The sequence below is a fragment of the Planktothrix sp. PLAVEN19ND genome, from assembly GCF_057220675.1.
In genome coordinates this window covers 792,901-806,039 of sequence record NZ_CM170132.1, presented here as the reverse complement: position 1 = coordinate 806,039, position 13,139 = coordinate 792,901, and the positions used below count along the sequence as shown (strand labels likewise).

At 41.9% G+C, this 13,139-nt stretch carries 13 protein-coding genes and 1 CRISPR repeat array (1 of these 14 running past the window's edge); of the genes, 9 read left to right on the top strand and 4 right to left on the bottom strand.

The window, feature by feature from the left end:
- Positions 1 to 32: direct repeats of the CRISPR family, unit length 37 nt; it reaches 8,440 nt to the left of the window's first position.
- 257 nt (positions 33 to 289) lie between these two features.
- Positions 290 to 2,152, bottom strand: coding sequence for a DUF1565 domain-containing protein (locus tag AC2D3N_RS03635; protein ID WP_484692807.1), 1,863 nt, complete (start codon positions 2,150 to 2,152; stop codon positions 290 to 292).
- A 297-nt stretch (positions 2,153 to 2,449) separates the two neighbouring features.
- On the opposite strand from AC2D3N_RS03635, the gene AC2D3N_RS03630 reads away from it, so the two are divergent.
- Positions 2,450 to 3,520, top strand: coding sequence for a thiamine phosphate synthase (locus AC2D3N_RS03630; RefSeq protein WP_079676628.1), 1,071 nt, complete (start codon positions 2,450 to 2,452; stop codon positions 3,518 to 3,520).
- 13 nt (positions 3,521 to 3,533) lie between these two features.
- Complete coding sequence (gene thiS / locus AC2D3N_RS03625; RefSeq protein ID WP_079676627.1) at positions 3,534 to 3,746, top strand: sulfur carrier protein ThiS; 213 nt, start codon at positions 3,534 to 3,536, stop codon at positions 3,744 to 3,746.
- Positions 3,747 to 3,799: 53 nt separating this feature from the next.
- Here the strand turns inward: thiS and AC2D3N_RS03620 are convergent, their stop codons facing one another.
- From AC2D3N_RS03620 to AC2D3N_RS03610, 3 genes are all read right to left on the bottom strand, one after another.
- Positions 3,800 to 4,648: a metal ABC transporter permease gene (locus AC2D3N_RS03620; RefSeq protein WP_484692806.1), complete on the bottom strand. Its 849-nt coding sequence runs from the start codon at positions 4,646 to 4,648 to the stop codon at positions 3,800 to 3,802.
- Between the two features lie 85 nt (positions 4,649 to 4,733).
- Complete coding sequence (locus AC2D3N_RS03615; protein WP_484692805.1) at positions 4,734 to 6,572, bottom strand: aspartate kinase; 1,839 nt, start codon at positions 6,570 to 6,572, stop codon at positions 4,734 to 4,736.
- A gap of 246 nt (positions 6,573 to 6,818) precedes the next feature.
- The gene (locus AC2D3N_RS03610) at positions 6,819 to 7,271 is read right to left on the bottom strand and encodes a GAF domain-containing protein (protein WP_484692804.1); all 453 of its coding nucleotides are present in this window, start codon (positions 7,269 to 7,271) and stop codon (positions 6,819 to 6,821) included.
- Between the two features lie 225 nt (positions 7,272 to 7,496).
- Here AC2D3N_RS03610 and AC2D3N_RS03605 point away from each other — a divergent pair, with 225 nt between their 5' ends.
- The 7 genes from AC2D3N_RS03605 (at position 7,497) to AC2D3N_RS03575 (ending at position 13,042) form a co-directional block, all read left to right on the top strand.
- Complete coding sequence (locus AC2D3N_RS03605; RefSeq protein ID WP_484692803.1) at positions 7,497 to 8,288, top strand: mechanosensitive ion channel family protein; 792 nt, start codon at positions 7,497 to 7,499, stop codon at positions 8,286 to 8,288.
- 81 nt (positions 8,289 to 8,369) lie between these two features.
- Entirely contained in the window at positions 8,370 to 8,513 is a 144-nt protein-coding gene (locus AC2D3N_RS03600; RefSeq protein ID WP_197046349.1) for a hypothetical protein, read from the top strand.
- Between the two features lie 178 nt (positions 8,514 to 8,691).
- Positions 8,692 to 9,576, top strand: coding sequence for a J domain-containing protein (locus tag AC2D3N_RS03595; protein WP_079676622.1), 885 nt, complete (start codon positions 8,692 to 8,694; stop codon positions 9,574 to 9,576).
- Positions 9,577 to 9,633: 57 nt separating this feature from the next.
- Positions 9,634 to 10,356, top strand: coding sequence for a M50 family metallopeptidase (locus tag AC2D3N_RS03590; RefSeq protein WP_079676621.1), 723 nt, complete (start codon positions 9,634 to 9,636; stop codon positions 10,354 to 10,356).
- Positions 10,357 to 10,466: 110 nt separating this feature from the next.
- Entirely contained in the window at positions 10,467 to 11,699 is a 1,233-nt protein-coding gene (locus AC2D3N_RS03585) for an ATP phosphoribosyltransferase regulatory subunit (RefSeq protein WP_484692802.1), read from the top strand.
- A 108-nt stretch (positions 11,700 to 11,807) separates the two neighbouring features.
- The gene (locus AC2D3N_RS03580; RefSeq protein ID WP_079676619.1) at positions 11,808 to 12,035 is read left to right on the top strand and encodes a ferredoxin family protein; all 228 of its coding nucleotides are present in this window, start codon (positions 11,808 to 11,810) and stop codon (positions 12,033 to 12,035) included.
- Positions 12,036 to 12,097: 62 nt separating this feature from the next.
- Complete coding sequence (locus AC2D3N_RS03575) at positions 12,098 to 13,042, top strand: AAA family ATPase (RefSeq protein ID WP_079676618.1); 945 nt, start codon at positions 12,098 to 12,100, stop codon at positions 13,040 to 13,042.
- Positions 13,043 to 13,139: the final 97 nt, after the last annotated feature.

Genomic DNA, 13,139 nt, shown 5'->3' with positions numbered 1-13,139 from the left:
AATCCCTGATAGGGATTATAGGTTATTTCAACCGCAGGCTTCTGAAACCCTTGATATATTTGGTTTTCGAGGTACGATTCTGACAACCTGATCTAAATGTATCATTTCAGCCATCGACTTGTCAACGGGCAAAAATAAAAAAACGCCAAAACCCTTTTCCCATAAGGTATTCAGAAACTCCGACAACCTCTTTTCTGCCTTAAGACACCTCAAACCCATAACAGACAGAGCTTTCAGAGCCAAAATTTCCCCTCCCATTTTGAACAGCTATAGGTTGTCGCCAAAAACACTAATTCATCATCTCAATTCTGGCTCGCAACCCACTGCGGGTTAACTGTTGCAAGAGTGAATTTGCCCGATATTGATCTCGAAACGCCCCCGCTTGCACCACAGAGCGACCCTGTACCACCGTTGTAAAGGCTTCAGGGACAACCGACCGCACACGGCGAAGGTCTGCATCACTGTTACTTTCCACCACCACCCGATACCGTAATCCCAAGGCCGTCGGACTTAGAGGGATATCCCCCAGGTTTCCACTCGCCACCTCATTTGGGAGTAAACCCCCCCCCGACCCAATCGGAATATCCGGCCCGGGAACCGCTAAAATCCCGATAGCCGCGACAGAAGTCGGTTGAGATTGGGGCGGTTGAGTAATCGCTTGGGGGGTTTGGCGGGGTCGGGTACGGGGGGGAACCGGAACAGGAGCCGGACGACCCAAAATCAAATCAGAAACCACTGGCACTAATAATCCCAGCACCCTATCACCTCCGGTCTGGGGTCTGGGGGCAGGTTGGGGAGGACGACTATTTGGCAGGCGGGGTAAACGGGAAGACTCCGGGGGCGGAACTGGAATCGGAATCCCCGCTGCTGGAGTGGTGGGGCGAGTTGGGGCGGCGGGAACCGGAATTCCGTTAGGGTTAGCCGTATTGGATTCTGGAAGATAGACCGGAAGGGAAGAAGCCGTATTAATTGGGGTCATGGTGGTGGGATCATTGGCCACCCCCGTCCGAGACCCTGGGGCGGTGGTGGGGTTCGAGAGTTGACGGGCTAGGGGAGATGTCCCCGCCATCGCTGTTTGGTAGGGGGACAGTTGGATTGGCCCAATAATTTTGTTGGCCGCCAGTTGATTCCCATAGGCCAGGATTTCTTGACCCTTTGTACCGTTATTGAGGTCATAACGGCCATTATTGCGAATTACGTTCCCCCCGGGTTCTTGGGTATTTCCTAAGTCTGGTAAGGATTCAGCGATCGCTACAATTCCATCCCGTTGATTTCTTTCAATTTGATTATTTCTTAAAATCGGTCGGGCATTGGCTTGAATCACAATCCCGTCCTTATTATCAAAAACCCGATTTCCAATCACAAAAGGGGCTGCATTTTGAGCAATATTAATCCCAAATCCGGTATTTTGAAACTCATTATTTCTGATTTCTGGGCGAGAATTTCCATAAATCGTGATCCCATTTGCCCCATTTTGAATAAAAGAATTGTCTTGAATAATTGGCGCACTAATTCCGACAATAGAAATCCCATCATGGCTATTGCCCGTAAACGTATTTTGAGAGACAATTAAAGAACTCGATTCGATCCAAAGTCCATAACCTCGCTGATTGGGATTAGTAATTGTTACGCCACTAATTCTGGAGCTATTTGCCCCCAACATCGTAATATTTTGTTGAGCCGAAGTTTTGCTGGTGTACCAGCCGCCCCCAGTGATGATGATATCTTTTCCCTTGGTATTGGGATTCCCCTGAAGGGTGACATTATTATGTAAAATAATCGGGAATTGTTCCCCCGTTTGGCTGCTATAGGTTCCCGGCGCCAAAATAATTGCCGTATTTGAGGGAGCCATACTTACGGCTTTTGTAATTGTTTTGAACGGGGATTGTTGCGTCCCTTGTCCCCCATCATTTCCCAGGGTAGAACTTACATAAATCACCGGAATAGAACGATTAGTAGTCGCTGGAGCCGTTTGTTGATTTCTCGGGGGAATCGCTAACCCGCAGAGGGGGTTAAATAGTCCTAATCCCAAACTGATTAATAAAAATGGCGAAAAAGATCGCAGTACCATTAATGAAAATGGGGAAGTCAATGCGATCGCAGTTCGGGGAAAAGATGAACGAAGTTGAGAAATATCAGATAACCTTGTCATTGTTGGGAGGGGGAGATAAAACTGATATCGATTAACCCGTTGTTGCGCTTAAGCGCATCTTTATCATAAATTGCGGATGTGCCCAAGCACTACAACCGGGGGGAGAAATTCACAGGAGTCTGACGGACTAAAATTAGTTTAAAATGTCATTTGCGTCAAATCAGCCTCAATTTTACCTTAAACTTAACATTTTGGCTGTTAAGAATTTTGAACTTTGTTCACACGCACCCAGCATTAAAATCAAACTGGGGAAATTATACCCCGAATCTCACAAAATTACCAACAGAGGAACATTGAATGGATCAACAATATACTCCCCTAGCACAGCCGATTCTCTATCGGATTTTAGATGCTAACCTAGACCGCACCCGGGAGGGCCTGAGAATCATCGAGGAGTGGTGTCGGTTTGGGTTAAATAGCGGGGAACTCGCGGAAGAATGTAAACATCTGCGCCAAGAAATCGCCCGTTGGCATACCATGACCTTACGTTCCTATCGCAACACCGTTGATGATCCTGGCACAGAATTAACCCATCCCCAAGAGGAACAGCGGTCAGGCATTGAACAACTGTTACAAGCCAATTTCTGTCGGGTACAAGAAGCCTTAAGGGTTCTTGAGGAATACGGGAAATTATATGATCCCGAAATGGGGCGCACCTTTAAACAAATGCGCTATCAAGTTTATACCCTAGAAAGCCGTTTACTCGCCCATGAACGTCATAAGGTTTTACAAAATTCCTATCTCTATTTAGTCACTTCCCCCGGGGAAAAATTATTCGCCATTGTCGAAGCAGCCCTACAAGGAGGACTAACTTTAGTTCAATATCGGGATAAAACTTCTAATGATGAAATTCGATTAAAAACTGCCCAGAAATTATGTCAACTCTGTCATCGCTATGATGCTTTATTCTTAGTGAATGATCGAGTTGATCTTGCCGTCGCCGTTGACGCCGATGGAGTCCATTTAGGCCAAGAGGATATCCCGATTCAATTAGCCCGACAAGTCCTTGGCCCTCAACGATTAATTGGTCGTTCTACCCATAGTCCTGAAGATATGAAACGAGCCATTCAAGAGGGTGCAGATTATATCGGCGTCGGCCCGGTTTATGAGACTCCTACCAAGGCAGGGAAGGCAGCTGCGGGTTTAGAATATGTTCGTCATGCGGTTAAAAATTCCACACTTCCTTGGTTCGCCATTGGTGGAATTGATATGAATAATTTTGATGATGTGATGGCGACAGGGTGCGAACGGGTTGCCGTTGTGCGTTCGATTATGAATGCCGAACAACCGACTTTAGTCACCCAATATTTTCTATCCCAATTGCATCGGGTTAGAAACCTCCGATCCCACAAAGTTTTACCTAACTAACCGAAAATTAAGCATGAAAGAAACAATTACGGTTAAAGTTAATGGGGAATTAAAAACCTGTTCTTCGGGGCTAAAACTTCCCCAGTTTTTACAACAACAAGGTTTAAATCCCCGTTTAATTGCCATAGAATATAATGGTGAAATTCTCCATCACCAATTCTGGGAAACTACCGAAATCCAACCCGGGGATATCTTAGAAATAGTGACTATTGTGGGTGGGGGATAACTTACTATTCCCTATTCCCTATTGCCTATTGCCTATTGCCTATTGCCTATTGCCTATTGCCTATTCCCTGGCTCTATTTTTAATAATCCTTGGGTGGGACTGAATAAAAATGTCAAGACAAATAATCCAAATGTTACTAATACAATGGCTGGGCCAGAAGGGAGGTTATAAAAGTAACTGAGGTACATTCCGCTAATACTGGAAATTACTCCAATTATTACTCCTAATATCATAACTAAATGCAGACGTTCTACTAATAAATAGGCTGTGGCTGCGGGGGTAATTAATAGGGATAATACCAGGATGACACCGACGGCTTTTAAACTGGCAACAATGGTTAAGGCAATTAATCCCATTAATCCTAAATTCAGCAGGTTAACGGGTAAACCTGTGGCTTCAGCACCCAGGGGATCAAAGGTATAAAACAGGAGTTCTTTATAGATTAAGGTGACTACAGTTAGGATAATCATAGCAATGATAAAAGTATCCCTAACATCCTCTGTTGTTACTCCGAGAATATTACCAAATAGAAAATGATTTAAGTCAATTTTATTGTCTTTTTGAACTAAAGTAATTAGGGTTATTCCTAATGCAAAAAAAGCAGAAAATACAATTCCCATTGCGGCATCTTCTTTAATTCGAGAATAGGTTCTGATGATATTCATGCAAATTGTACTTAGAATCCCGGCAATAAAAGCCCCGACAAAGATATTAGCATTGAGGATAAATGCGATCGCTAAACCGGGTAAGACCGAATGACTAATGGCATCTCCTAATAATGCCAGTCGTTGCACCATTAAATAGCTACCGACAACGGCACAAATAATTCCGACTAAAATCGCTATGGTTAGCGATCGCTGCATGAAACTATACTGCAAAGGTTCAATCAAAAGATTAATCATTAGATTTAAACTCAAATAAAGTTATATTATGGCTATTTGTAGGGGTAATTCATGAATTACCCCTACAAAATTTTGGGAGATTCTATCAAGCAACAGGGGCGCGTTCTGGAACAATAAAGGTTTTATCGCCCGATAGTTCAAAGATTTCATGAACCGCTTTTAATGCTTCTACGCCCTGGTCTTCATCCACTAAACAACTGACTTTAATTTCAGAAGTCGCAATCATAGAAATATTAATATTTCTGTTAGCTAAAGCCTCAAACATTTTAGCAGCTACCCCGGGATGATGTAACATTCCCGAACCAACAACACTCAGTTTGGCAATGGATTTATTTACAATAATTTCACCACATCCTAATTCAGATACCGCCCGTTCTAAAATTTGTTGAGATTCATCTGCGTCTCCCTGGGCAACGGTAAAGGCGATATCTCGGGTTAAAATCCCATTAATTTGATGACAGCGTTGGGATTGAATAATCATATCCACGCTAATATTATGTTCGGCTAAAAGAGAGAATATTTTTGCCGCCATCCCCGGACGGTCGGGAATATAACGAATGGCTAAACGGGCTTGTTTAACATCCAATGCCACCCCACGCACGGGCGGTAAAGATTGATCAATTAGGAGTTTTTCTGGTGCAGAATCACCGGATTGTTTTTGGGAAATATTCACCTCACAGGATTGACATAAAGCTGTAACAGCCCGTTCACAATCTTCAGCGGCAATCACGCAACTCACCTTAACTTCTGAAGTCGAAATCATCTGAATATTAATTCCGGCTTGGGCGAGGGTATTAAACATTTGAGAGGCAACTTTAGGGCGACCAATCATTCCCGCTCCCACAATACTAACCTTAGCAATAGGACGATCATCGACCGTCACTTCCGCATTACCAATATCGGAACTATTGGGTTTTCCTAAAGCGGGTAATAAGGCATTGGAAATGGCGATCGCTTTGGTAAAATATTTCCGTTCTACGGTAAAGGTAATATCATTAATATTGCCTTCGTGAATAGATTGAATAATCAAATCAATATCTAAATTTTGTAAAGCAATTCCGCCGAATAATTTAGCCGCAATGCCCGGGTGATCTGGTATTCTTAATAAAGAAACCGCCGCTTGATCCGTATCAAATTCAACACCATCGACCGGACGAGCTAATTCTAAGCCTTCTAAGGGTCGAGGCTGGGATTTCGGAGGAATAACTTTTGTTCCAGGATCGTCTGTCCAACTGGAACGAACCACTAAGGAAACGCCATAATTTCGGGCTATTTCTACAGCACGAGGATGCAAAACTTTCGCTCCCAAACTGGCGAGTTCTAACATCTCATCACAGGTGATTTCTGTCATTAGTTGGGCATTGGGAACTAAGCGGGGATCGGTGGTTAAAATCCCTGGAACGTCAGTATAAATTTCACATAAATCCGCTTTTAAAGCCGCTGCTAAAGCCACCGCCGAGGTATCAGAACCGCCCCTTCCTAGGGTAGTAATTTCTAAATCATCTTGACTACTAACCCCTTGAAATCCGGCGATAATTACCACTTGCCCTTGATTTAAGTGACGTTCTATGCGTTCAGTTTCAATATTTAAAATTCGGGCGCGAGTGTGTTCGGCTTCGGTGACAATTCCTACTTGCGCACCAGTTAAAGAAATCGCGGGTTGTCCTAATTCCTGCAATGCCATACTTAATAAAGCAATGCTGACTTGTTCTCCGGTTGAGAGTAACATATCCATCTCTCGACGGTTAGGAGTCGGAGAAATTTGTTGAGCTAAACTAACTAATTGATCAGTGGTTTTTCCCATAGCAGAAAGAACGACAACCACTTGATGATCTTGGGCTGTTTTTAATACCCGTTGAGCAACAGATTTAATGCGTTCAACGGAACCAACAGAACTACCACCGTATTTTTGAATAATTAGCATATTAACTTCAGGGTTAGCAATTGGGATTTGACAATTAAACTAATTTAAGATCAGGCTGAATCAACCTATTGTATTCTACAGGAAAATAGGAGAAAATCACCCTCAAGTTTGGAAAAATATTTCAAGGAATGTTGACATAAAGGGTATGGAAGTTGGGATTGGGAATGCTAATATCATAGCACAGAGAAAGAAAACCCTGATCATTTGATGATCTAATCGGAGTAAAATATTAAATTGGCTCTGTTGCTACCTCTTTAAATTTATAATTTCTGGTGCATTAGATAGGGTTTTTGCGACGGTTTTCACCAGTTCAAATTCCGAAGCATTCCAAAGATGAGGAAGTTGACAATAATGAGCAATTAATAAACCCCAGAGTTGGTTATCAACAATCACAGGAACAACTAAATTAGCCCGAACATAAATACTACGCAAAAACTTTTGATGACAGGGATGAATAGCTTCGGTTTCAATATCGGTGATCGCGCTAATTCTTCCCTGTTGATAAAGTTGAGCATATTCCTGATTAAAACAATTGTCTGCACCCGTAGAACCATAGATTGAGAAGATTGCTTGACTCAAAGATTCAAAAGTAACTTGCCCTTTCCATTGATAATAAAAATAATATAAAATTACTCGATCACATTGCAGTTGAGTTCTGAGTTTATCCAGTTCTGTTTGGATTAAGATATCTCGTCCCATGCTCGTTTTCAACCGCAGTGCAAACCTTTGTAAACCCGGATCACCTGAATTTGGTTGATTTTCAAGGTCTTCGATGTTATTGAATTCGTTAGGGGTTGGGGAAGAATTCATTTAAAGCCAGCAAAATCATATTTCAGTTGGTGATTATATCATAAACTGATAATATTGAGCCGATGAATGCTCGAAAGTGCATTAAATTTTAGCTTTTTTTTGGATTTCCAGCTTATGCTAACAGCCGAACAACAAAAGGAATTATTGATTCAACTTTCTCAATTAATTGCTAAGTTGGGTATTCAATTTATCATGGCAATTCTGATCCTACTCATGGGTCTATGGTTGGCAAAACTTATCCAAAATTTAAGTAAACGTCTGATGATCAAGGCTCAAGTTGAGCCAACCCTAATTAGATTTTTTGTTAACTTAATTTACATGGCAACGGTTACCTTTGTAGTTTTAACTGCCCTGGGAAGGCTGGGATTGAAAACCACATCCTTTGTAGCGGTTTTAGGCGCTGCTGGGTTAGCTATTGGTTTAGCTTTGCAGGGGTCTTTATCTAATTTTGCTTCAGGGGTATTTATGATTTTTTTCCGCCCCTTTAAAGTCCATGATTATATTGAAGGGGGGGGAGTGGAGGGAATAGTTGAGGAAATCCAAATTTTCACGACCCTGTTAAAAACACCCGATAATAAAACAATTATTATTCCCAATAGTAAACTCTACGGAGATAAAATAGTCAATCACTCAATTCAACCTATCCGTCGGGTTGATATTAAGTTAAATATCAGTTATAATACAAACTTGGATCAAGTTAGGGAAATTTTTACGACTCTAGTTAAAAATGATTCACGGATTTTATTAGAACCAATACCTGATCTGGAAATTCAGGAAATAGCGGCGGGTGGGATTAAAACTTTATTAACGGTTTGGGTAGTTAATTCTGACTATTTGCGGGTACGTTCCGATCTGAATCAACAGCTTAAACAGAGCTTAGATGAGGGTGAGATTCAATTGGTTTGATCCCTTTGTTGTTAAGGTGCGATCGCCAAAATTAGAATTATTTGTGCTATAACTACTCATAAGAGTTAGGCAAACTAAAATATGGCATCCGACTTAGATCGTGGAATCATGAAATTTAAAGGGGCGGACAGTCCCACGGCAATTATTATTTCTTCTGTGCTGGTTTTGGGAGGTATCGGCGTTTTAGTTTGGTGGGCACTGCAAACAGCCTATTCTCTGTCTTAATCAGGAACTACAACGGATATTGATATTAAAAGGTCAGTCTCCATTAATATTTTAGCAACTGGGTTTCTGGCAGAGATCCGGTTTTTTTTTACTTCTAACTGTGGGAAACGGGTTATATTAGGATCAAAGAGGTGCGATTAATCTTCGTCGCAGGTCTAGCCAAGGAAAGCAAAACAGTATGTTTGAAATTAAACAAGGGTTATTTCAGTTTGAATTTATGGATAATCACGGGATTTTAGGGGTTTCCCTAGAAGCCGAATTTGACGATATTCGCAGACGCTATATGCAGATTGCTCGTCGTTTGCATCCTGATACCTGTCCGTTTGAGAACCCCCAAGATCGGGAGTTAGCCAAACAATTATTAGCTAAATTAGTCAGTCCGGCCTATAATCAGTTTTCTAAGGAAGCTGAACGCAAGGAATATACACTGCTGTTAAAAACCATTGGCGATCGCATTGTTAAAGAACAGCATAACCTAAAACCGCAAACCGAATCCGCTCAAAAACTTCTGCAAGCCTCCGATTATCAAAATGCCTATGAAAGTGCGATCAAAGCGTTAGCAAAACATCAATATGAATCCCCGGAAAAGGTATTGGAAATTACCGGGCAAATTAGTGAATTAAACCTGGTTTATTTACTTCGTAAAAACCAAAAAGGTGCCGCTCCCCCATCTGCTAAATCTCCAGAACTAACTCCCATCCCGTCCACAGCAACACCTAAAAAAGATTCCTTTGTCGAACAAGCCTGTCACCGTGCCGAACAGTTGATTGCAAGTCAAAACTATACCCAAGCGGCTTCAGAATTAAAAGACGCCATTAAACGGCAACCTGATAATAGTCATTGTCATGGTTTATTGGGGTTAGTTTATTTAAAACAAAATCAACCCAAACTAGCTACTCCCCATATTAATCGAGCCCTACAACTTGATCCGAAACAACCCCAAGCCCTAGAAGCAAAAAAAGAACTAGAAAAGTCCACAACTCCCGCCGGGATAAAATCGAAAACCGCTAAATCCTCCGGTGGCGGTTTGTTTGGTGGGCTATTTGGCGGCAAGAAAAAATAGAAATTATCGCAATCAGGGGCATCGAATCAAAAGTTATTCAGACTGTTTAATTAAATCATGTCTAAACTCACGGGTTTATCATCTTCTAAAATTGGATTAACTTGGTTAATTGTGGCAGCTATTGTCACCATTATTTTATGGCAATTTCCTTGGGGAAGTTATATTTTATATCCCTTCTCTATTTTAGCAACTTGGTTCCATGAAATGGGACATGGATTAACCGCTATTCTGTTAGGGGGCAATTTTTATAAACTATTAATGTTCCCCGATGGTTCAGGAATAGCCTACAATTCCGTGTCTTTTGCGGGTCGCATTGGAAAGGCATTAGTGGCGATGGGAGGCCCTATGGGGCCAGCTTTGGCGGGGGGACTGTTAATTTTATCTAGCCGTCGCTATAAAACCGCCCGTTGGTGTTTAATCGCTTTGGGTTCGGTGATGTTGCTTTCGGTATTATTGTGGATACGGACTTGGTTTGGGGCCGTTGCGATGTCTCTGTGGGGACTATTTGTTTTATTAATAGCTTGGAAAACTCCCCAAGGAATTCAGGCTTGGACGGTACAATTTTTGGGTGTACAAGCGATTGTCAGTACCTATCATCAAAAAGAATATTTATTTGGGCAAAGTTCAGTTAATATTAATGGTCAACAGTTAGTTTCCGATACCGGAAAAATAGCCGAATATTTATTTCTTCCCCACTGGTTTTGGGCAACATTAATTATTATTATTTCTAGTTTAATTTTTTGGGTAAGTTTGAATATCGCCTATGGCTCCAATGATTAAAAATCACAGTTTTAATTAATTTTTATTCCGTGGGTAACAGAATAGGGTATGGTAAGGAAAGTTACAAATTGATCGGTTTGTAACTCTATGTTAATTCTTAATTCTCCAGTATGGTTTATCAACCCCCATCAGGTGCGCGGGATTTACTGCCCCTCGATGTTGCTCAAAAAATTTGGATTGAACGGCGCTTACAACAGGTGTTTCACCGTTGGGGCTATCATCGAATTATCACCTCCACATTAGAACGGTTGGACACCCTGATGGCGGGAGGGGCGGTACAACCCTCAACGGTAATTCAATTGCAAGATGCCGAAAATCAGGGTTTAGGACTGCGCCCCGAATTAACCGCATCCATTGCCAGAGCCATTGTCACCCGCATGGGGAAACTACCCTCATGGCCCCAACGCCTCTATTACAATGCCAATGTCTTCCGCAAAGGTAAAGCTCTGGATCACGGACAACAGTTAGAATTTTATCAAGCGGGTGTGGAACTCCTGGGTGCGGGGGGGTTACGCGCTGATTCGGAAATTCTGTTATTGTTGCGGGACTGTCTGGAAAATTTGGGCTTGGGTAATGCCGATTTGATTGTGGGAGAAGCGGGTTTAACTCAATCGTTATTATCACCTTTTCCTGCGAAAGAACGGGAAAAAGTTAGAACGGCGATCGCTAATTTAGATAGAATTGGTTTAGAATCCCTATCCCTTTCCTCCGAACTTCGAGAGCGCGCTTTATTTTTATTTGATTTACGCGGTCGTCCCGAAACCGTATTATCCCAAGTTTCTCAACTTGATTTAGATTCCTCCCAACGAGAGGCGGTTAATAATCTCAAATCCTTAATGGAATTATTACAAAACTGTTGGGAAAATTCCGAAGTTAAACCCTCAATTACCCTAGATTTAAGTTTAGTTCAAACCTTTGATTATTATACCGGAATTGTGTTTATTGCCGTGAGTGATACCGCATCTGGAGCCAGGGTATTAGGACAGGGCGGACGTTATGACCAACTCCTAGGACTATACCATCCCCAGGGACAAACTGAACCCGGAATAGGGTTTTCTTTTAATATTGAAAGCCTGCATCAAGTGTTATTAGGACGGGGTGAACTCCCCCATCAAACCCCTGCCAGTGATTGGTTAGTGGTTGCCCAAACGTCTCAAGCCGATGCAGCCGCCTTTGCCTATGCCAGTCAGTTAAGACAGTCTGGTGAGTTAGTGCGGGTGGAAGTGGAGTTAGGGCGTCGGGAAACCCCCGAAGATATCCGCGACTATGCCCGACGTCGAGGCATTCATCAAATTGCTTGGGTGAATATTAACGGCGACCCAACCATTGAAAAAATTCTCTGAATTTAGAGTGGGAAAAGGGGAGAAATTTCTAATTCAGTTTTCTCCCTCGCAAATTCGCCCATTGTTAACCCGAATTACATCTTATTTTCAAGGAGGATAAAACCAACCATGCCCCATAGTATTGTCACTAATATTTGTGAAGGTGTCGCCGATTGTGTGGCGGCTTGTCCCGTTGCCTGTATTCATGAAGGGCCGGAAAAAAATATCAAAGGGACTGATTGGTATTGGATTGATTTTTCTATCTGTATTGACTGCGGAATTTGTCTACAAGTCTGTCCAGTAGAAGGGGCAATTGTAGCAGAAGAACGCCCGGAATTACAGAAAACTCCCCAATAAAAAGAGAATGGGAAATAGGTAATTACCCATTCCCCATTCCCTGAAAAACCTGATGATTTAATATGGAACATAATATATCGGGTCAAGAGATTTATCAAAGAATTAATAATAATATTCAGCAGGTAATGAAAGGGCAATCCCTAGGGATTAGAAAGCTATTAGCTGCCTTTTTTAGTGGGGGTCATGTTCTACTTGAAGATTATCCCGGGACAGGAAAAACCACCCTGGCTAAAGCCCTTGCCGCTTCCATAGAGGCTAGTTTTAAACGGATTCAATTCACCCCGGATCTTTTACCTTCAGATATTTTAGGGGTTTCTATTTTTGACCAGAATGAGCGCAGCTTTCATTTCCATGAAGGGCCGATTTTTGCTAATATTGTTTTAGCCGATGAAATTAATCGCGCCTCTCCTCGAACTCAATCCGCTATGTTAGAAGCCATGGCAGAATCTCAAGTTAGTATTGATGGGAATTTGAGAAAACTCAAGGATTTATTTTTCGTGATTGCCACTCAAAATCCCGTGGAATCTCGGGGCACCTATCCCCTACCCGAAGCCCAAATGGATCGATTTGCCATACAATTTAGTTTGGGTTATATTCTGCCTGAAGATGAAGTAAATTTACTCTCAGATCAAATTAATCAAAATCCGATTGATACCCTAAAATCCTGTGTTTCCTTGCCAGAAATTTTTGCTTTAAAACAACAGGTAAAACAAATTAGAATTAGTGCGGAAATCAAGCGGTATATTGTAGATTTAATTAATGCCACTCGCACCGCCGCCGATGTACAATTAGGAGCCAGTCCCAGGGCTTCTATTGCCTTAATGAAAATAGCCCAAGCCTTAGCTTTATTTGATGGCTATGAATTTGTTACCCCCGAACATATTCAGGAATTAGCTATTCCAGTTATTGCCCATCGTTTAGTCTTAGAACCCCGTTCAAGATTTACAGGGAGAACTGCCCCAGTTATTGTAGAAGAAATTATTAAATCTGTTCCTGTTCCTGCTTAGATTTAGGAGAAACCCGGTTTTTGAATAAATTTTATTTTAGGTACTCAAATTTCAGGAAAAACCAGGTTTCTGAAAGGGTATAATCAATAATAGTCTA

Excerpts from the sequence above, each read along its gene's own strand:
- AC2D3N_RS03635 (WP_484692807.1), bottom strand. The coding sequence starts at position 2,152 with ATGACAAGGTTATCTGATATTTCTCAACTTCGTTCATCTTTTCCCCGA.
- AC2D3N_RS03630 (WP_079676628.1), top strand. The coding sequence starts at position 2,450 with ATGGATCAACAATATACTCCCCTAGCACAGCCGATTCTCTATCGGATT.
- thiS (WP_079676627.1), top strand. The coding sequence starts at position 3,534 with ATGAAAGAAACAATTACGGTTAAAGTTAATGGGGAATTAAAAACCTGT.
- AC2D3N_RS03620 (WP_484692806.1), bottom strand. The coding sequence starts at position 4,648 with ATGATTAATCTTTTGATTGAACCTTTGCAGTATAGTTTCATGCAGCGA.
- AC2D3N_RS03615 (WP_484692805.1), bottom strand. The coding sequence starts at position 6,572 with ATGCTAATTATTCAAAAATACGGTGGTAGTTCTGTTGGTTCCGTTGAA.
- AC2D3N_RS03610 (WP_484692804.1), bottom strand. The coding sequence starts at position 7,271 with ATGGGACGAGATATCTTAATCCAAACAGAACTGGATAAACTCAGAACT.
- AC2D3N_RS03605 (WP_484692803.1), top strand. The coding sequence starts at position 7,497 with ATGCTAACAGCCGAACAACAAAAGGAATTATTGATTCAACTTTCTCAA.
- AC2D3N_RS03600 (WP_197046349.1), top strand. The coding sequence starts at position 8,370 with ATGGCATCCGACTTAGATCGTGGAATCATGAAATTTAAAGGGGCGGAC.
- AC2D3N_RS03595 (WP_079676622.1), top strand. The coding sequence starts at position 8,692 with ATGTTTGAAATTAAACAAGGGTTATTTCAGTTTGAATTTATGGATAAT.
- AC2D3N_RS03590 (WP_079676621.1), top strand. The coding sequence starts at position 9,634 with ATGTCTAAACTCACGGGTTTATCATCTTCTAAAATTGGATTAACTTGG.
- AC2D3N_RS03585 (WP_484692802.1), top strand. The coding sequence starts at position 10,467 with ATGGTTTATCAACCCCCATCAGGTGCGCGGGATTTACTGCCCCTCGAT.
- AC2D3N_RS03580 (WP_079676619.1), top strand. The coding sequence starts at position 11,808 with ATGCCCCATAGTATTGTCACTAATATTTGTGAAGGTGTCGCCGATTGT.
- AC2D3N_RS03575 (WP_079676618.1), top strand. The coding sequence starts at position 12,098 with ATGGAACATAATATATCGGGTCAAGAGATTTATCAAAGAATTAATAAT.